7 protein-coding genes and 1 pseudogene are annotated in these 20,767 nt (G+C 58.3%); 3 read left to right on the forward strand and 5 right to left on the reverse strand.

What is annotated here, in order from left to right; genetic code table 11:
- Positions 1–22: 22 nt before the first annotated feature.
- Positions 23–784: an SDR family oxidoreductase gene (locus CKW21_RS03355; RefSeq protein ID WP_095192609.1), complete on the reverse strand. Its 762-nt coding sequence runs from the start codon at positions 782–784 to the stop codon at positions 23–25.
- Between the two features lie 249 nt (positions 785–1,033).
- Between CKW21_RS03355 and CKW21_RS03360 the strand changes: the two genes are divergently transcribed.
- Complete coding sequence (locus tag CKW21_RS03360) at positions 1,034–2,620, forward strand: winged helix-turn-helix domain-containing protein (protein ID WP_095192610.1); 1,587 nt, start codon at positions 1,034–1,036, stop codon at positions 2,618–2,620.
- Between the two features lie 252 nt (positions 2,621–2,872).
- Here the strand turns inward: CKW21_RS03360 and CKW21_RS03365 are convergent, their stop codons facing one another.
- Positions 2,873–6,685 carry an SIR2 family protein gene (locus CKW21_RS03365; RefSeq protein ID WP_095192611.1) on the reverse strand — a complete coding sequence of 1,271 codons (3,813 nt, stop codon included), beginning with the start codon at positions 6,683–6,685 and terminating at the stop codon, positions 2,873–2,875.
- Positions 6,686–6,997: 312 nt separating this feature from the next.
- A complete protein-coding gene (locus tag CKW21_RS03370) occupies positions 6,998–8,632 on the reverse strand; it encodes a Shedu anti-phage system protein SduA domain-containing protein (protein ID WP_095192612.1) in 1,635 nt (544 codons plus the stop codon).
- Positions 8,633–8,957: 325 nt separating this feature from the next.
- Here CKW21_RS03370 and CKW21_RS03375 point away from each other — a divergent pair, with 325 nt between their 5' ends.
- Complete coding sequence (locus CKW21_RS03375) at positions 8,958–9,908, forward strand: glycoside hydrolase family 75 protein (RefSeq protein WP_095192613.1); 951 nt, start codon at positions 8,958–8,960, stop codon at positions 9,906–9,908.
- A 55-nt stretch (positions 9,909–9,963) separates the two neighbouring features.
- Positions 9,964–11,148 (forward strand): hypothetical protein, encoded by a 1,185-nt coding sequence (locus CKW21_RS03380; RefSeq protein ID WP_095192614.1) that lies wholly within the window; start codon positions 9,964–9,966, stop codon positions 11,146–11,148.
- A 288-nt stretch (positions 11,149–11,436) separates the two neighbouring features.
- On the opposite strand, the pseudogene CKW21_RS03385 reads toward CKW21_RS03380, so the two are convergent.
- Together CKW21_RS03385 and CKW21_RS03390 are read right to left on the reverse strand one after the other, a co-directional pair.
- Positions 11,437–11,604 (reverse strand): annotated as a pseudogene (locus CKW21_RS03385) (DUF6124 family protein); the annotation flags it as partial.
- 183 nt (positions 11,605–11,787) lie between these two features.
- Positions 11,788–20,767 (reverse strand): non-ribosomal peptide synthetase (locus CKW21_RS03390; protein ID WP_170948621.1); only part of this gene is annotated, 8,980 nt, incomplete at its 5' end.

Below are 20,767 nucleotides of genomic sequence, written 5' to 3' on the forward strand. Positions count from 1 at the left end.
GCAGGTGGCGACATGGAGAGTTTCAGCGGCCCGCCCGGGCCATCGACTGAACGAGCCAGTCTTCGAAGCGAATCGAGCCCAGGCGCGGATGCTGGCCGGGGGTCAGCGATTGGTCGTCGAGAACGGCGCCGAAATAGCGCGCATGAACATCGGGAATCACCTTGCGCGCATCCTGGGTGATACGCAGGAAGCGTCTGACCAGTTCATCCAGCGGCATGGCCTCGGGACCGGCGACTTCCACCGTGCCATTGACCGGGGCTTCGAGGGTGACATCGGTCAGCACCGCGGCCACGTCGTCGGACGCCATCGGCTGGATCAGCGCCGGCGAAAGGAAAATCTCCTCGCCAACGGTGGCCGCCTGTGCGATGCCGCCGACAAATTCGAAGAACTGCGTGGCCCGCAGGATGGTGTAGGGAACGGGCGACGCCTTGATCAGGTTTTCCTGGGCGACCTTGGCGCGGAAGTAGCCGCTTTCGGGCAACCGCTCGGTACCGACAATCGACAAGGCAACGTGATGGCGCACGCCGGCGGCCGCTTCGGCAGCCAGCAGGTTGCGGGTAGAGGTTTCGAAGAACTCAAGAACGGCTTGATCCTCCCACACCGGGGCGTTGGCCACGTCGACCACGATATCGGCGCCATCCATCGCCTGGGCCAGGCCCTCGCGGGTGATGCTGTTGACGCCCGTGTTGGGGGACGCGGCAAGCGCTTCATGGCCGCGCTCGCGCAGGTTCTTCACAAGTTTCGATCCAATGAGGCCGGTGCCTCCGATGACGACGATCTTCATGGGCTCTCTCCGCTGGTCGGCGGCAACATTGCCGTCGGGGGTAGCTGCAGAGTGCCTGCGCAAGCCGGGCAAGTCCTTGTACCGGCCTTGAGTTTGCCTTTGAAGAAGCTTGGTTTTCCGTCCAACGCTGCCGGTGTGTGACGAAGCTGCCTTGCCGTGAACGGTGCAGCCCGCTACGCGCTGCCGTATCATCGTCCCATCGCCAGCTCGGACACGGAGTCGAGGGCATCCGACCGGGGGATACTGACCTTGCCATTCGTGTTTGAAGACTACGTACTCGACCAGGAGCGCCGGGAGCTGACCTTGCGCGGCGAAGTCGTGACCGTCGGGCCGCAGGTCTTCGATCTATTGCTTCAGCTTGTCAGCAACCACGAACGTGTCGTCAGCAAGGACGACTTGCTCAAGGCCGTGTGGGCCGGGCGTATCGTCTCGGAATCGACTATCACCAGCCACATCAATGCAGTGCGCAAGGCCATCGGCGATACCGGCGAGGAGCAGCGTCTGGTTCGAACCATCGCACGCAAGGGTTACCGCTTCGTCGGCCTGCTGAAGGTCGACGAGACTGACGCCACGCGACAGCCCGACGCACCGGACATCGTCACCCCCGCACCGGTGGCCCCGCCCTCCACGCTCAGCCTGCCGGACAAGCCCTCCATCACCGTCCTGCCTTTCCACAACCTGAGCGGCGATCCCGAGCAGGAGTATTTCGCCGACGGCATGGTCGAGGACATCATCGCCGCCCTGTCGCGCATCCGCTGGCTGTTCGTCATCGCGCGCAACTCGAGCTTCACCTACAAGGGCCGCGCCGTGGACGTCAAAGGCGTCGGCCAGGAACTCGGCGTGCGCTACGTGCTGGAAGGCAGCGTGCGCAAGGCCGGAAACAAGGTGCGCATCACCGGGCAACTCATCGACGCGCAGAGCGGAACGCACATCTGGGCGGAACGCTTCGAAGGCCTGCTCGATGACATCTTCGAGTTGCAGGACCGGATCGCCGAAAGCGTGGTCGGTGCCATCGCGCCGCAGCTTGAACGGGCGGAAATCGAACGCGCCAAGCGCAAACCCACCGACAGCCTGGACGCTTACGATTACTACCTGCGCGGCATGGCAAAACTGCACAACGGCACCCGCGAAGCCATCGAACAGGCGCTGCCGCTGTTCTACAAGGCGATCGAGCTCGATCCGGAATTTGCCTCGGCCTATGGCATGGCCGCCTGGTGCCACTTCTGGCGCAAGTTGAATGGCTGGATGGCCGACCGTCCGCTTGAGATCGCCGAGGGCATACGGCTCGCACGGCTGGCGGTAGAACTGGGCCGCGATGACGCCGTGGCGTTGACCCGCGGTGGACACGCGCTCAGCCATCTTGCCGGCGATGTCGATGGCGGCATTGCCTTGCTCGACCGGGCACGCCTGCTCAACCCCAACCTCGCCCCCGCCTGGTACCTGGGCGGTATCTTGCGCGCACTGCACGGTGAAACGGAATCCGCCATCGAAAACCTGACCCATGCCGTTCGCCTGAGCCCGCTGGATCCGGAGATGTTCAGGATGCAGGTGGGCATGGCCCTCTCGCACTTCTTCGCCGGGCGCTTCGACTGCGCAGCGGACTGGGCGGAAAAAGCCTTGCGCAACCTGCCCACCCTGCTACCGGCGGTAGCCTTGCTGGCAGCCAGCCACGCCCTCAGCGGACGCATGGATAAAGCCACGCAAGTCATGCAGCGCCTGCACGAGCTGGACCCGACGTTGCGCTTGTCCAGACTGAAAGAATGGCTGCCGATCCAGCGGCCGGAGGATGTTGCGCGGTTTACCGAAGGGTTGCGACTGGCTGGGTTGCCTGAGTAAACACATCCCATAGCGGAACGCTCTCCTCCTCTCTCGCAGCGAGTGCGGTCTTGCCAGGGTTACGGCGACTTTGCAGGTGGTGTGCCGTGGCATCACGCTGATCAATGCGTTGCTCGGCTGGATGGTGCGGACGGCGTCAGTTTGGGTTCAAGGTGATTGTTTTGATTGGCTGCTATCGGCCAGAAGCAGTCATCACGTGATTAGGAAACTACGAGAAATGCACAGGTGAGCGCTAGCCAAGAAGACCGGGATCTAACTTCGCTCAACAAGTTCGATAAGACGCAAATAGCGTTTATCTGATGCGAGACTAGGTTCAGTTTCCGCAATGAGCGCTAGGATCATGGGCAATTGATAAGGCGGTCGGGTGAGGACTTGAGGTGTCGCTCTGTATATCAAATCCAGCGTCGTTTCAGGAAATAGAGAGGTAATCGGGCTTTCATCTCTGAGTTCTCGAGTGAACCGGTAGAACGGTTGATCATTTGTCTCCACGGGCACCAAAAACTTTTTCACCGCTTCATAGACGACCGGAAAACAATCGCCGGTATCATCAAGCAGGCCGATCCATGCCCTCATTGATGCTGAGGTTCTGTACCGGCGCTCTCTTGGCCAGTCCTCGTTGATTAAAGGGATGACGAGCTCCGTCCAGCCGTTATCGTTTTTCCTTCCAACCTGGCCCAGCCAGAAAATAAACCGGTTCCGAGTATCGTCAGGCATCGCTCGTAAAACCGATCGCATTTCGCCTCTTGAAAGGCCGCTCGACTCATTCGGTTGAAAAATCCGCATGTAACCAAGCCACTGGGCGGCTACATTTGAGAGGTCGCGATCCCAAGAGAGTCCTCCGATCCAAGGAAATATGTTGATCAAGAGCGGTTTGATAATCTTTGCCAATGGCGTTCCAGGAACTCGCCCGCCGTGAAGAAAACCGCTCCACGCAGGTTCCGAAGAAGGGTGATCAAATGCCAACATTGGAATGAGGCATTCTTCTGTCCAGTTGGGATCAACGTACATGAGCCAATTCAGTTTGCGGCTCGCTACTGACACGGCATGATCTCCCCCCTCCCCAGGTGCCGTGAGGAGGCGATCGAAGCGAGACTTGATGTGATCTGGGATTAAGGAATCAGCTTCCTGTTTATCTCCTGGGACTGCATGGAAAAGTGCCTCAGTGCACATGCCAACAGGGCCATTCATCGCATGGCTGAGAGTGCGCCTAGTTTGTTGAGTAGTTTTTCCACCTCGGCGGACTTCCCCCAAACCGCTCTTCGCTGCATCCGCCCCGCAGCTAAAGATGCCATCGATAATGTGGTCGTATACTGCCCAGCCGAGACCATCATCAATCTCAAGGACCGCGACCAAATTCTTTTCGAGCCATCGGCCCAAGGTATGACGCAGCCCACCGATCACTGCATGTGGGAGTCGTATTAACCTATTCAGGAATACCCGCTTCAGCCTGGGCGATATGTCCGTAGGGAGCTCATTGATCATGGAAGACCAGAGTGCCTCAGGGTAGTCCCCAGTTTTTCCTGCAATAGTGAGTGCAGAGAGCGCCTTTTGCGGACTGATTTTAACCAAACCAGTGAAGGGTCGCCTCTCGGTGAAGCTATCGAAGTCGAGCTTCAGGTCTTCTTTCGCTCTGGAGGCAACTTCGTTTACGGGAAGGTTTATAAGTACATCTGGCTTTTCGTCTGTACCGATCCAACCTCCTCGAGCCCCCAGTTCGGTCACCGTCGAGACTGCCCAACCGTCGTTCCAACCTGAAATGCCTTTTATCATTTCAGCAAGCCGTTCACTTCGATCTTCGCTCAGATCGCAGCCCTGTAGTTCAAGATATCGAGCGTATTTGGCAGCCCCCAAGTCCCGCATTGCAGAAAACTCTTCGTCAGACCAATGAGCGCGCTGATCGGGACCGGCAAAGATGCGATCAGTGAGCTGGATTCTACTATCTTGCGAGAACTCTCCCCATCGATCCACCAGTAAGAAAAGAAGCTCTCGATCTACATCAGCGTCCCAGAATACCTCCTGATCTAAGGACAATAGTTCATTGGCAACATAGTCAGCCTCGAACGCGTCGACCTTACTGAATGCATACAGTTTAAGCTTTCGGAAATAGAACAAATCTGAAACAGGCCAGGTCGTAGCATGTGCCTTGGCCAGTTCTGGCCACTTGGCAGCCATTCGGTCAAAAAGTCGAACGAACCACGTCACGATATCCGCCGAATTTGTTATGTGTTCTTCTCCTTCAACATCACGGCCTGGATAGCAGGTTGGTGTCTGGAAGTAGACAGTCTCGATATCTCCTAGCAGTCCTGAGGCAATAGTTAGCTGCTCCTCTAGGATGCCTACTACCTCTGGCAATAGATCATCAGGCACGTCCAACTCTTCGTTGTGCCGCTCGATGAGCACAACCTCCCACTCACCAAGGTCCCTAAAATGGATTTCCTCCCACCGTGCTGATGGGGGCTTTGCCTTCCCCAAGCCGAACGGCCGCTCGATCTCCAATCGAGGAGTTGAAATCCTCCGGAATTCTCGTAGAACGCTGGCCGTCCAGCCCTCCGTCGAGATTCGCTTTTTGAATTTGAACCAGTCGCCATTCCACTGACGATTAAGGGGACCTCGATGGTATTCGAGGATCAACTGCCAGATATGGCGCGCATGCTCGTGGAGAGCCTCCGAATGCTCCACTCGCCACTCAAGCTGTTGCAGTAGTCGTGGATGCAGTCCACTCTGTCGGATGACCCACCAAGCCAGAACAGGGCTATCAATGCACTTGCTCATCCAGGTAATGAGATGACTAAGCCGTTTCGGCGTCGCTTCGTAACCATCAGCCTGACGCCCACATAATCGATGGCGCTCGTGTGGATTATCGTCCTCGTCTCGCCAGACTAGAAGATTGTCGTTGCTGACACCCTGCTTAAAATCATCTTCGGAAAGATCCTTCAGATCGTCATCGAGTGCATAGGCGGTCCAAGGGTCGAAGACTTCATCGTCACCATAGCTGCTGCTCTGGTTGGCTGATCGAACATTCGAATCCATTACGCAAACCCACTCCGGATGAGGCGCGGGCTCAGCCTCCGCAAACAACTTCGCCCCATGCACTGTGCGAAGGACATGTGCAACCTGACCACGCTCGTGCGGGGCTAGACCCTTTGGATCCTGCTGGCTGTTGGCGATGACGGATTCACGCCATCTACGCGGATCGTCAGCCCGATTTGCCCAGGCGTCCATGCTCTTCCACAGATCCGAGTGTTCGGAATAGGCTATGGCTGTGACACCGCGGTCACGCCATTTGGCTTCGATCTCCTCTGGAAGCCCACGGTCAAATGCATAGAGCCTAGAACGATCATACTGGCCATCATGGTTGAGACCCTGAAGAAGATATTTGATTGGTGGGTCTTCTGCCTGATAGCCGACCAATACGACGGTATAACGTTCGAGCAGGTTCCGGATGAAGTTGGTCGCCCATCCCTCTGAGAGATAGGCACGCCCAAAGTCTGCACTGCTCAGGACGTAGGGATGGGTTTCTGCGGCGACCTCTGCAAGCCGTCCGTGTAGATACGTGATTCCCTCTATCTTCGATCCGAAGTTCAAGTCGGGGAAAGCGGGTGGCATATGCAGGGCCAGTTTCTCTCCCTTCTCTCCTACTTCGAACAAACGATCGAAATTCGTCGTGACAATCTGTGGCACTCCGCCCTGGCTTGAAGATATTCGCTTGATCAAGCCGTGCTCATGCCCAAAACCTGTGTTTGCCAGGGAAGCACTCAACCGCTCTGTAACCAAAGCGTTAACTTCATTCTTGCCGTACTCAAGTTGAAGGAGGTTAAAGATCTGATCGAGTGGGACGTTCGCTGCCGCAGGTGATTGATCGTCCAGCCACGGTTGAAATGCGGCCATGATTTCTGAATCGCCGGGCGGATCATAGAACTCTATGACATACCGAGTAAGGCCAACAAACGTTGGCATCCCTGATGGAAGTGAAACGCCGGCACCGCACAGAAACACTACGCGACCAGTATCACAACGTTCCAGCAGGATGTCAGGTATGGAGGGACCATCAGGATGAAATTTCATGAATTCAGTATCTCAGTACTGTGCGTAGATTCTAATGCCAGATTGGTGATGGCGCCCGCTTCGATGCTAGAAAGTACCCCTGAGTAAATGGCTGCTTTTGGCCGGTAGCAGTACGCTTCTGGCCGACAGCAGACCGTCGCGTTGAACTGCACTACGCAACGAACCACTGGGCGACTGTTCAAGATAAAAACTGGCATAAAGTTGCCGCAATTCATCAAGTTAACAGAGCGCCACACCACCCAAATCGCAAGTTCGCGCTCAAGCAGTGGGATGGCGCTTTGAAGATCAGTCTGTACCACACCTAGGCTTTGATCATCGCTTGTCGAGCACCTCAATCAAGCGCTGGAAGCGCTCCAGAAGGTCATCGTAAGTGAGAATCTTGATATCTGACTTTGCGTTATGGATCATCAAGGTGTCTTTCTGCTCCTGCGTCAAATCCTTAGAGCGCCCGATCACCACCATACCTTCTGCGGCATAGTTGCCCGCCAGCCACTGTGGCAGGTTACTCGCGTTGTTATGGATCTCCCTGATCCAGTCCTGCACCTGCTGCACTGCGTGGGTCACCTTGTGCCGCTGGCTATTGCGCTTGGTGAATATCTGCGCGCTGTGGGGTTCGAGCTCCACCAGCACAACACGCTTGTCCGATTGGCGGTATTGCAGCACCAGGTCTGCACGGTATTTGCCGATGCGAACTTCGCTGTAGACCGCTGCCACATGGGAATCCAGTACTTGGGTGTGCTGCTTGAGGAAACGGTGAAGGTCTTTTTCACGCGTGCCGACCCGGCCCAATAGCTGGCACAACTCAATGAAGTTGCGCTCAAACCTTGCCGACTGAGAGACCTTTGGCCCAAGCGCTGTTACCTTGCGTTGCAGCAAATGTTGCTTGTCGACGCTGCCCCGGCGCGAGCGATTGTCCCGGCGAGTGACGCCTATGGGCGGTATCAGCTCGCGCCCCCCTACCTCCATTACCTCGGCAAGCGGCTGGTCGAAGGCACCTACAATCACTGCTTTCACCCGCGTCAGGCCAAGCGCCCTGCATGCCATATAGACGATATAGTCATCGTCCATGACCAGCGCGCCGTTCTCTTCGTACAAAAGGATATCGGTGGTTCTAGCATGGGTGATGAACCGGCTAATGTCCTCATCCGGGATACGCAGTGCATAGTCAATGTCCCGAGGCTGCACAATGGCAATGTCTACCCTGACCCGCGTACACGCCACCTGACCATGGTAAGCACGGGTGATGAGCTGCACCAGGTACGGGTTGTCGCGAGGGCGGTCCTTGCGGTTATCGACGATCGAATTCAGCGGCAGTACCGGATAAAGGTATTTCTTGTATTGATACAGGCATTGCAGAAGGAACATGATGTGCGCCACCTGCACGGCGTACTCGCGCTCGAACCGGACCCAGCCTTCTTCCGTGCACATGGAAATGAATGGCTCCGGTCGAGTGCTCGATAGCTGCAGGTTCAATTGCCCCACCTTGCCAGACAACCCTTCGCGCCCAAAAACCGTAATTTCGAACAGAACTCCACCATCCACCATTTCCGAGCGCCTGAATAGGACGCCACAGGGCCGGCCCTCGAAGGTGGAGGAGACAAAGAACTCGCGATCCAGCTTTAACTTTTCTAGGCGATGAAGATCGCGCAGTACTTCGTCGGGGGTAGGCAACTCCGAATCGGCCACCACCAAATCTTCGTTGATCACGAACATCGCACGGGCTATATCGCCGATTAGGGGATTCTTGCGATAACAGTTACGCACCCAACTGACGATCTCATCGACATCGGGCGTACGATGCTCGCCTTGCACGATTTCACTCAGGGTGCCTTGGCGGACCTGCTGCAGCATGGGTTCGGTACCAGGTGGAAGGTCGTTTTCGCTAAGCGATAGCCTGGTATCCGTTGCCAGCGAACCGTCCATGTAATGTGCTTCCAGCTCTTGCATCCGGGCTTTCCTTAGGTGTTGAACGCAGGGTGCGAAACGCCATTAAGGTATCACTTCTGCCACCGCCTGCTACATTGCCGACTATCCTTCGCGCTAGGGCCGTAGTTCGGTGAGAGGATAATTCTGAAAGATAGCCGAACCAGCATACAACAGGGGGCGCATCCTCTTTTGGCCGATTGCTGCCTGTCACCACAGTCCGCTATGGGTCGGTTGCAGCCCTTCACGACAGCAGCAATCGGCCAGAAGCAGTCGTTTGACAAAGCTGACTCTGGCGAGAATCAAACCACCTCGTTTAAAAGAGGATGATCCTGTCCTGGAGGGAATCATGTTCACAAAAACCTGCGCGATAGCAGTCGTCATCACCGGCATATCGCTCGCTCTAAGTAGTACAGCGCCAGTAGCCTCCGAGATGTGCAGTATGAACCCGGCATTCGACCAGAAAGATAGCGATGCCAAGAACCAGAAGACATCTGTCTGGGCCAACGGAGCAGTTGGCAATCAACCTTCGGCGCTGATGTTTGTGGAAAAGATCAACGTCAACACTGACGGAACCAGGCGGTCGTACAACGTTGCAGATTTTTGGGGGGAAACTGTAGCCCTGAATAACCTCTGCAATGCCATGTCGGATGCCTGTTCAAACCTGGATAGCGAAGGGATGCGCCAGCGACGAATTCTGACGCAGAGAGCAAAGGCTCAGGGTTGGCCAGCCGATCTTTTCCAGGCGACGCGCATTTCCCCTGGCATCATCCCGCTAAAAAACGGAAAACCATGCCCGGAAGTAGATGGCTTCCTGGTGTCTGCTACCGCACTGCATAAAAAACCGATCCAGGATGCATGTGATATCACAAATTATGTGGATGCCTTGGTAACGCCAGCGATTGTGATACCCAAGGGCACCAATGGCTTCTCTCAGCGCAATGTCCGTGTTGGAGATCTGGTTGTCACGCTCCGCCCTGGAAAAACTTCGCCCGTGTTCGCTGTAGTCGGCGACACCGGCCCCGTGAACTCCTTGGGCGAGGGAAGTATCGCGCTTAATGGTCGATTGCTTGATAAGGCAGCACCGCCCGTTAATTACACGGAGGTCAGAGGCAGGAAAGAGTTTGTCGGCAAGGGATGGTCGGTGCCTGAAACCATCGTGTTGATTTTTCCGGGCACGCGTGACGAAAACACGCCCTACATGACTCCAGAGCGCATCAATGCCGCGTCTAAAAAACTGTTCGAAGATTGGGGTGGAATAACACGAGCTCAGGCATGCGCTGAAGAGTACGCAAAGTGATTTTTTTGATACCAATTTGATGGGTTGTTGAGCCTATTGAGGAGACAACACACCTATGGATCGCTCAAAGTTTCAAGAAACCATTGAAGGAATTGCAAAGCATTTCAAACCCGGGCAACGTCGAAAAGTTCATTCGATTGGTCGTGCGTTGTGGAAAGCCATCGCTTTTTTTACGCTCCTGTCCGGGTTGGTCTCGTATGCTATTAACGGGACGGAACTATTCACCAAAAAAATTCCTTCCGCCATTGCCCACATAAGCAAATACGTCCTCTTGGGAAAAACAGGCCGTCCCTTTCTGCTGAGGCAACTTATTGAAGAAGACCTCGCACTGACTGGCATATGCCCTGGCAGAGTACTGGTGAGCGACTTCGATAGTGATGGGCAAGCCACCGATTTAGTGATCGAATTGTTAACCTACGACGAAGAAGGTCAATGTACGGAAAATAATCCGGACACCGCGTATGCTTTGATGAAAGATTCTCCATCAAGCGATCTTTGGCCTAGATACACATTGCTTCGATTGATTGCCCGCGGTGACATTGGCACATTTTCACAAGGCACAGGGCTTCCCCTGACATTTGAACAAAAGGGAAAGTTCTTGTTAGGTAGCGTCTACGCCACCGATTTTCCAGGATGGTACGTATACGGTTACTCGAACGGCCACATGCATCAATTTGGTTACTATCGTCCGGTGGGGAGCCTGTCGGAGATCGAAGGTAGCGAGCCAGTATCCCAGATCGGTGACAAACTTTTGATCCCGACCGAAGCGGGAATTCAGAGCTTTGAGATAACCTCCGACGGTCAGTTCAAGACTACAAAGCTTACGCCCAAACAAATTGTTGAGCGCAATAACTCCGCTTTGGTTCTGGAGGTGTTTTCCACCACGCCCGATGAAGACGCGCTCAACGATGTAAAGACGTACTCCACAGACAACCTCAAGGAGATCGCAAGTGCCTCCTTCGATGCCTGCGGGTATTGGGCAGTGGCAAATGGTGTACCGGTCGAGTTGAAAGAGAATGCCTCACCTGGAGCACCTTGTGTCGGGGAACTTAGCGTATTTCCAATCACAACGGTCACTCCGATGGTCGCCTGCGACGTCAAGGGTTTTAAGCAGACGTTGCAGTTTCCTTGGGGGTGGGTCGTAGATCCTGCCGCACAAGAACCTTCAATCACTTGCCCTGTCGACGGCGAATCGGAATCGCCTGGAGGGTTTACTCTGAAAGTTTCTGTAGGTTCTTAATCCACTTGTCGCAGGGGTTGGGAACGGATTATTTTTTTCGAATTGCCCCGGCAGCTTCGAAAAATGGATCGCTCCATTGTTGTGTCCCCCATTGTTGGATGAGCGATACCGCCAATCTGCGATGGGCATCAACGACTACTCACCCGCCTCAATGAACGCATACCTCATGTGGGAGCGAGCCTGCTCGCGATGGAGGTCAACAATTACGCGGTCCGTCTGGATGTCCGCGTTGTACCGGCGCTATTCGCGAGCGGGCTCGCTCCCACAGGTCCGCGTTCATGGGCTCTTTCAAGGCGGATCAATCTGATCCAGCACCCGATTCGCGGTGATCTGCGCCAACATGATGCTGTTGGAAATACCCAGCAGCGCATTGCAATCCCCACCCTCCAGATGATCCACCCACTGATGAACCATCACATCGACCGAAGCCAGGGTTTCAACCAGATACACCACCAGCGCTATCGCCCCCCAGGCCATAGGCCCGGGCGACTCATGCGCTCGCCCTGCCAACTATCATCTCCACCCAAACATCGCTTGGTAAGCCACTGGAAGGCGCCTGCTGTGCGGGCTTCGCTGAGTAATTGCGTTGTCGATCCCGCACTGTCAGCGATGCAAGCGCCTTCACTTCACGCGCCTGAACTATCCCTTTAACACTTGGCTGATCAGCGCCCCCATTTGGTCCGCATGCCGCTTGATAACCGTCTCGTGGTCACCCGGTACTGACATCAAGACTATGGCAGACGGCGCCAGCAGTTGCTCCCAGCCCAGGTATCGGGACGGCTCTGCGTGTCCCTCCAGCGGTGTCAGCGCTGTGTCCTGTGCAATGAACAAGTGCAATCTGGCATCGAGCGCACGCGGTCGCCAGGTGTGCATGGCTTTGCCGTGGCCTAGCATGCGGTACAGGAACTGCCGGTTTTCCTGCGGCGTGTCATGGGCGAGATGCCACAGGTTTTTTCCGGCACGCTTGTACTTTTCAAGGGCTTGTACGATGTCCTCGACCACCTCCTCCACCGTTCGCCGCAAAGATATCTCGATCAAGTCCGGTTCGTGCTCGACAAAGTTATTTGTCACGAACGCATGCAGCGTCACCAGGCTGGCGTGATGCGTACTGTCTTGCCTGTCAAGGGACGGCAAGGTGGTGTCGAACAGCCCGAGGAATTCAACCGACTCGCCCGCTTCTCGCAACTGCGTGGCCATTTCATAGGCGATCAAACCGCCAAATGACCAACCGGCAATCCGGTAAGGTCCTTCGTGCTGGATTTGGCGAACGACGTCGACGAAACGCGCGGCAATCTCGACTAAATCCTCCAGAGGCTCAGCTGACAATGGAAGCGGAGGCAAGCCGTACACCGGAACATCGGCATCGATGTATCCGGCAAGATGCTCGAAGTACCAGGAGTAGCCTTGCAAGGTGTGTGTAAGGAACAGTGGTCGCTGCCGGCCCTCGCGGTTGAACGCCTGCACTGGAGCCTGATCGGTCGGTACACACGCTTGCAATTGCAGCAATGCCGCCAGCTTGGCGACGCTGCGGGTGTCGAAGATGCTACGCACCGACAGATCCACCGCCAACGCCTCCCGGATGCGCACGACCAATTGCGAGGCCATCAGCGAGTGCCCGCCCAACGCGAAGAAATTATCGTGGCGCCCGACCCGCTTGACCTCCAGCACCTGCGCCCAGATCGCCGCCAGCACACGTTCGAGCTCCCCTTGCGGAGCATCGTACGAACGCTCTACGGCGCTCAACGCACTTAATGGCATCGTGCGCAAAGTCAGGCGATCCAGCTTGCCGTTAGGCAAAACCGGAAACGCCGGAAGCGGTACAAAGCGGCTGGGGACCATGGCCCCGGGCAACCGTTGCGCCAGCCAGTCGTGCAACTCATTGTGATCGACCTGTGCGCCGTCGCCCGGGACATAGAACCCGATCAATTGATCGTGCTCGCCACCTGCGCGGCGCGCCACTGCAGCCACTTTCGTCAGCCCCGGACAGCTGCCCAGCGCCAGTTCGACCGCGTTCAGTTCAACACGCTGGCCACGTACCTTGATCTGGAAATCCTTGCGACCCAAGTGCATGAGTTGACCATCAGCCAACCACATGCCGATATCGCCGGTCATCAATGCACGTGCGCCGGATGGCAATACGATGAAACGTTCGGAACTCAATTCCGGCTGGTTCCAATACCCGGGGCCAACATTGAAACCTTCGACGAAAATTCCGCCCACAGCACCCACCGGCACCGGATTGAGCCGCTCGTCCAGCACACGCACCCGCACGTTGGCAATCGGCCGGCCCGCCGGCATCACGGGACCGAGGCCCGCCAAATCTTCGCCCTCGCTGTAAGTGATGTCGTTGAGTTCGGTGCAACCGTAGTTGTTGTGCAGCCGTGACCGGGGCAGCAAACGGCCAAAACGGGCCCTGACCTCACGGCTCAACGGCTCACCGGCGGTCACGACATGGCGCAGCCTGCCCAACTGCGAAGCGTGATCGAGCAACGCATTGAGGTGCGAAGGCACCAGATTCAGCCTCGTTACCCGATGCTCGCGCAGCGCTGTTGCGAAAGCTTCGGCATCTTTGACGGTTGGATCGGCAAAAATGACCTGAGGCACACCCGCCAACAGCCCGCTGAGCATTTCCTTGATCGACGGTACAAACGACATGGATGTCTTCTGTGCGACCACCTCGTCTGCCGCAAATGGCGTGCGCGCCCACAAGGCCTGCAAACCGTTGAGCAGTTGCCGGTGTTCGACCGACACGCCCTTGGGCTGTCCCGTAGACCCCGAGGTGTAGGCGATGTAGGCCGGATCATCAGGATGGTTGTCGCAGACGACAGAATTCAAGCTGGCGTGCTGATCGATATCGCAGTCCAGCCGCAACAGCGGCAGATGGGTTCCCACCAGTTCATTCGCAAGACCGGAAGTGGTCAGCACACGGGCTGGCATCGCAGCGTCGAGGATGCGCTGTACATAGGCAGCCGGGTAACCCGGATCAATCGGAACATAGATGCAACCCAGCTTGAACACCGCCAGCACGCTGGCGAGAAAATCGGCCGACCGCGGCTGATAAAGGGCAATGCGCGCACCCGGCGTAATGCCCTGGTGCTGCAACGCCGCAACGATCGCGTTGCTGCGTTTGTCCAGCCCGGCAAAAGTGACTGCTTGCCCGTTATCAAGACAGGCCGTGGCATCGGGTCGCTGCGACACCTGGCGAGCGAACAGTGCCGTCACCGACGTTTGCTCAAACGCCTGGAGCGTGTCGTTACTGCGCGCAATCAGCACTTGCTCGCTCGGGGTAAGGGCCAACAGGCTGGACACGCCAAGTCGTGGCGACTGGATCACCCGTTCCAGAATCTCGAGCCAGACCGACAGCATCAATTCCACTTGAGCTGCGCTAAACCGAAGGGTGTCGAAGCTCGCGACGATTTCCAGCTTGCGGGCATCCCCGAACACCTCCAGGTCCAGATCCGCCTGGGCGGGACGATCGGCTTCGACTGGCCATTCGCTGACGGTCATCTCGTCGCCCCAAGCCTGAGTGTCGATGCCCGGGAAATTTTGATGCCGCAACATGACTGGCAATGGCGAACGACCGTCCGCCTGACGCAACCGGGGCGCCGCCGCAAGCATCTGCTCGAACGGCAATGCCTGATGTTCCAGTGCCTGAAGCACGACGTTGTGGGTCTGGTCGAGCACATCGGCGATCAGCGAATCGCCGTCCAGCCGCACCCGCAACGGAAGGATGTTGACGAAGAAGCCAATCAGCGGATCCAGCAACGGATCGTCCCGCCCCGCTACCGTGGTGCCGGTGCACACATCCGAGTGTCCGGTTTGACGATGAACCAATAGCGTCCAACCGGCGAGCAGTACAGTGAACAGACTGGTACCGCGCTGCTGGCTGAACTGCGCGAGGCGCAACGACAAGTCCTCGCTCACTGGCCGCCGCACGATGCTGACCGGCCCCGGGGCAATACTGGCCGGGGTCCCCGGCACCGCCAGATCAATCGGATCGGCCTGGCCGGCCAGGTTCGTGCGCCAGTAATCCAGATGCCGGGTCAGATCCTGTCGGCGCTGCCAGTGCGCATAATCGGCGTGCTGGATGACCAGCGGCGCGAGTTGCGCATCCACTCCGGCCAGGTGCGCGGTGTACAGCGCCCGCAGGTCGCGCATCAACACCGAGGTGGACCAGCCATCAGAGACAATATGGTGAATCACGATCGACAGCACATGGCGCTTCGATGCGAGACGCAACACCTGGGCCCGTATCAAGCGCCCCTGTCGCAGATTGAACTCGACAGCAGCATGCGCCTGCAAGGCTTGCGTCAGATGCTGCGGCGTGGTGGGCAACACGTGTAGCAGGAGCTCGCAGGAAGCGTCGATGCACTGCGAAGGCACATCGTCACCGTCGGCCAGCAGGAATCGAGTGCGCAACGGTTCATGGCGCGCCACCAGTCCGTCGAACGCATGTTGCAACGCATCGAGGGACAACGTTCCTTCTAGCAGCAATGCGCCGTGCCAATTGTATGCGCGCCCGCCATCCCGGGCCTGAATCAGCCACAAACGCTCCTGGACGAAGGACAACGGCAAGGGGACGTCACGGGGCTGTGTAACCACAGGCGAACGAGCAGGCCCGCACGCGCTTTCCACCTGCGCGGCGAAGTCTTTCAGGCTGCGCGACTCGAACAGCGCACGCAGCGCCGGCTGATCGCCAAACTGCTGACGCACCGATCCTGCGACACGCATGGCCAGCAGGGAGTCCCCCCCCAGCTCGAAGAAGTTGTCGTGACGACTAACCGCTTCGACAGCCAGCAACTGCGACCAGATCCGCGCCAGTGCAATTTCGATTTCGCCCTGGGGCGGTTCATATTGCGCACGCACAACGGCGTCGCCGTCCGGTGCCGGCAAGGCGGCACGATCGAGCTTGCCATTGGCCGTCAGCGGCAAACCGGGCAAATGTACGAACGCCGAAGGCACCATATGCACCGGCAAGCTCGATGCCGCCTGCGTGCGCAGACTTTCGTTGAGCCCCTGATTGCCGGTGTAGTAAGCCACCAGCCGCTTGCTGCCTGGCACCTCCTCTCGGGCAATCACCACCACTTCACCGACACCGTCGACAGCAGAAAGCGTGCTTTCTATTTCCCCCAATTCGATACGGAAACCGCGGATCTTCACCTGATCGTCATTGCGGCCCAGATACTCGATTTCGCCATTGCTCAGCCAGCGCCCGAGGTCGCCGGTCTTGTACATCCGGCACGGGACAGCGCTGAACGGGTCGTCGAGAAAACGCTCGGCTGTCAGCTCCGGGCGGTTGAGGTATCCGCGCGTCACGCCCGCACCGCTAACGTACAACTCACCGACCACGCCAACCGGTACTGGCTCACACCGGGCGTCGAGCAGGTACAGACGCAAGTCAGCAATCGGGCCACCAATGGGGCTGGCACCCATGCGCCGGGTGTCGGTTTCGGCCAACGCCCGGTAGGTCACATGCACCGTGGTCTCGGTAATGCCGTACATATTGACCAATTGTGTGGCGTCATTCTGTGGCCGGGCGTACCAGGGTTTCAGGCTGGCGACGTCCAGCGCTTCGCCACCAAAAATCACTTGGCGCAGGCAATGGGTGCGCGGGTTTTCGCCCTGGGCCGCGATCAATTGGCGGAAGGCGCTGGGGGTCTGGTTGAGCACGGTGACTCGCTCTTCACACAACAGCTCGTAGCACGCTTGCGGCGAGCGACGGGTCAACGGCGGGACGACCAGCAGGCGGCCGCCGTGCAAGAGCGCGCCCCAGATCTCCCAGACGGAGAAGTCAAAGGCAAACGAATGAAACAGCGCCCAGACATCGTCGCTGTTGAAGCCGAACCGGCTTGCCGTGGCATCGAACAGCCGGGTCACGTTGCGGTGCTCGACCATTACACCTTTTGGCTGGCCGGTCGAACCCGAGGTGTAGATCACATACGCCAACCGCCCTGCGCCGTGGTCCGCCACGCAAGGGTTGAACTGCGGGCCGCTCTCGACTTGATTGATGTCCAGTAGCGTGGTTGCCACACGACCGAGCACCTCGCGGGTGGCCGTCGTCACCAGTACCACCGTCGGCTGACTGTCACCCAGCACGAAGGCCAGCCGCGTGGCGGGGTAACCCGGATCGAGCGGCACATAACCGCCACCGGATTTGAGGATGCCGAGCAGGCCAACGATCATTTCAAGACCCGGCTCCACGCAGATCGCCACCCGATCGTCCGGTTTCACTCCCTGGGCGATCAGGCGATGGGCTACACGGTTGGCTCGCTCATTCAAATGGGCGTACGTCAGTGATTGCCCCTCGAACGTGACAGCGAACGCATCCGGCGTACGGTCGACTTGCGCCTCGAACAGTTGTTGGAGGGTCTGCGGTTGCAGGTGGTCAAAGCGCGGCGGATTGAAATCCTCAAGCAGTCGGGTCCGCTCCTGCGGCGGCAACACCTGCAAGGCATGGACGGGTGTCGCCGGGGCGAACTCCAGTGCCTCATCGATGTGCTCCAGCGCGGACAACATGTAACCGCAGACGCGCTCGCCATCGATGCCCGATACAGCCTGAACGGTCAAGCTGAAGGCCTCGCCGAGGTCGTCCACCGCCATGGTCAACGGGTAGTTGGTGCGCTCACGGCCCCCCAGGTGCTCGATATCATCCCCCAGACGCTGACTCTTTTTTGCCTGAGGCGCATCCGCGCTGTAGCGGTAGTTGAACAGCGTGGTGAACAGCGGCGCCGGGGCGGCCACTGCACTGCAACGCTGGGCCAGCGAGAGCGGCGCGTGTTCGTGGGCCAGCAACTCCACCAACCGATCGTGGGTCTGGCGCAGGCTGCCGGCGGTGTCCAGACGACCGATATCGACGCGTATCGGCAAGGTGTTGATAAACAGGCCAAGCACCCTGTCGGCAGCCTCGCCACCTTGCAGACGCCCGAACAGCACGGTGCCGAACACCACACGTTCGCGCCCCGTGATCTTCGCCAGCACCAGCGCCCACGCCAGGTGCATCACGCTGGCCGCGCTTACACCGTGACGCCGTGCCTGGCTGCGCAAGCGGCGTGACAATGCGTCCGGTAACATGCGCTGGGCCTCCAGCGCATCATGACCGTCGCCGTTGATGTCCCGCACATCGAAAGGTGCGGTCGACTCGTCGATATCGCCCAGCATTTCCCGAAAGAAAACCTCATGCGCCGCCCGGCTTTCGGTCAAGCAGGTCTGGGCGATGAAATTTCGAAACGACGCAGGTGCGGGCAAGCAATCGGCGCGACCTTGTACGATTGCAAGTGCTTCCTCAAGCACCAGATCAAGACTGGTGTGATCCAGCACTAAATGGTGGAACACGATATGCAACAGCCAGCGGTTATTGGCCTGATCGTGACCGACCGAACAGTTCAGCAACGGCGGCCGGGTGATGTCGATCCACTGGGGCGGCTTTTGGTCCGGCGTCCCCACGTCGAGCGTTTTCACCACCAGTTCCGCTCTGCGGTGAACCACTTGCAGCGCCTGTTCCAGGTCGTTCCAGGCAAAACCGGTGCGCAGTATTTCGTGACGATCAATGACCTGCTGCAAGGCCTCGATGAAGCCTTGCACAGCCGATCGTGTCTTGAATCCCAGCGCGCCGCTGAGCACGTAGGGGTCACGCTCCTGCTCGATCAGGTGATGGAAAAGGATGCCTTCCTGCAAGGGTGCCAACGGATATATATCCTGCACGTTGGCTGCACCACCGGGCACCTGGGCGACGATGTCGTCGAGCGTCGCTTGATCGACGGTCACCAATGGCAACATCTGCGGGACGATGCGTTCGGCATCCGCCGGGATCAGATTGCGCGGGATCGGTAACTCGGGGCTGCGGGTTTCGATATGCCGTGCCAGTTCGGCCAGGGTTGGCGCGCCGAACAGCCGGCGAATGTCGATAAACAGATTGGCCTGGCGCATGCGCTCGATCAGGCTGACGGCCAACAGGGAATGACCGCCCAGCTCGAAGAAGTTGTCGTAACGGCTGACCTGCTTCACGTTCAGCAACTGCGACCAGATCCGCGCCAGGGCAGATTCGATTTCGTCCTGGGGCGGTTCATATTGCGCACGCACAACGGCGTCGCCGTCCGGTGCCGGCAAGGCGGCACGATCGAGCTTGCCGTTGGCCGTCAGCGGTAATTCAGGCAGGTGCACGAAGGCCGAAGGCACCATATGCACCGGCAAGCTCGATGCCGCCTGCGTGCGCAGACTTTCGTTGAGCCCCTGATTGCCGGTGTAGTAAGCCACCAGCCGCTTGCTGCCCGGCACATCCTCTCGGGCAATCACCACCACTTCACCGACACCGTCGACAGCAGAAAGCGTGCTTTCTATTTCCCCCAATTCGATACGGAAGCCGCGGATCTTCACCTGATCGTCATTGCGGCCCAGATACTCGATTTCGCCATTGCTCAGCCAGCGCCCGAGGTCGCCGGTCTTGTACATCCGGCACGGGACAGCGCTGAACGGGTCGTCGAGAAAACGCTCGGCTGTCAGCTCCGGGCGGTTGAGATATCCGCGCGCCACGCCCGCACCGCTAACGTACAACTCGCCGACCACGCCAACCGGTACTGGCTCACACCGGGCGTCGAGCAGGTACAGACGCAAGTCAGCAATCGGGCCACCAATGGGGCTGGCACCCATGCGCCGGGTGTCGGTTTCGGCCAACGCCCGGTAGGTCACATGCACCGTGGTCTCGGTAATGCCGTACATATTGACCAATTGTGTCGCGCCATTCTGTGGCCGGGCGTACCAGGGTTTCAGGCTGGCGACGTCCAGCGCTTCGCCACCAAAAATCACTTGGCGCAGGCAATGGGTGCGCGGGTTTTCGCCCTGGGCCGCGATCAATTGGCGGAAGGCGCTGGGGGTCTGGTTGAGCACGGTGACTCGCTCTTCACACAACAGCTCGTAGCACGCTTGCGGCGAGCGACGGGTCAACGGCGGGACCACCAGCAGGCGGCCGCCGTGCAAGAGCGCGCCCCAGATCTCCCAGACGGAGAAGTCAAAGGCAAACGAATGAAACAGCGCCCAGACATCGTCGCTGTTGAAGCCGAACCGGCTTGCCGTGGCATCGAACAGCCGGGTCACGTTGCGGTGCTCGACCATTACACCTTTTGGCTGGCCGGTCGAACCCGAGGTGTAGATCACATACGCCAACCGCCCTGCGCCGTGGTCCGCCACGCAAGGGTTGAACTGCGGGCCGCTCTCGACTTGATTGATGTCCAGTAGCGTGGTTGCCACACGACCGAGCACCTCGCGGGTGGCCGTCGTCACCAGTACCACCGTCGGCTGACTGTCACCCAGCACGAAGGCCAGCCGCGTGGCGGGGTAACCCGGATCGAGCGGCACATAACCGCCACCGGATTTGAGGATGCCGAGCAGGCCAACGATCATTTCAAGACCCGGCTCCACGCAGATCGCCACCCGATCGTCCGGTTTCACTCCCTGGGCGATCAGGCGATGGGCTACACGGTTGGCTCGCGCATTCAAATGGGCGTACGTCAGTGATTGCCCCTCGAACGTGACAGCGAACGCATCCGGCGTACGGTCGACTTGCGCCTCGAACAGTTGTTGGAGGGTCTGCGGTTGCAGGTGGTCAAAGCGCGGCGGATTGAAT

It is taken from the genome of Pseudomonas sp. Irchel 3A7, from assembly GCF_900187565.1.
In the GTDB taxonomy this organism is placed as follows: domain Bacteria; phylum Pseudomonadota; class Gammaproteobacteria; order Pseudomonadales; family Pseudomonadaceae; genus Aquipseudomonas.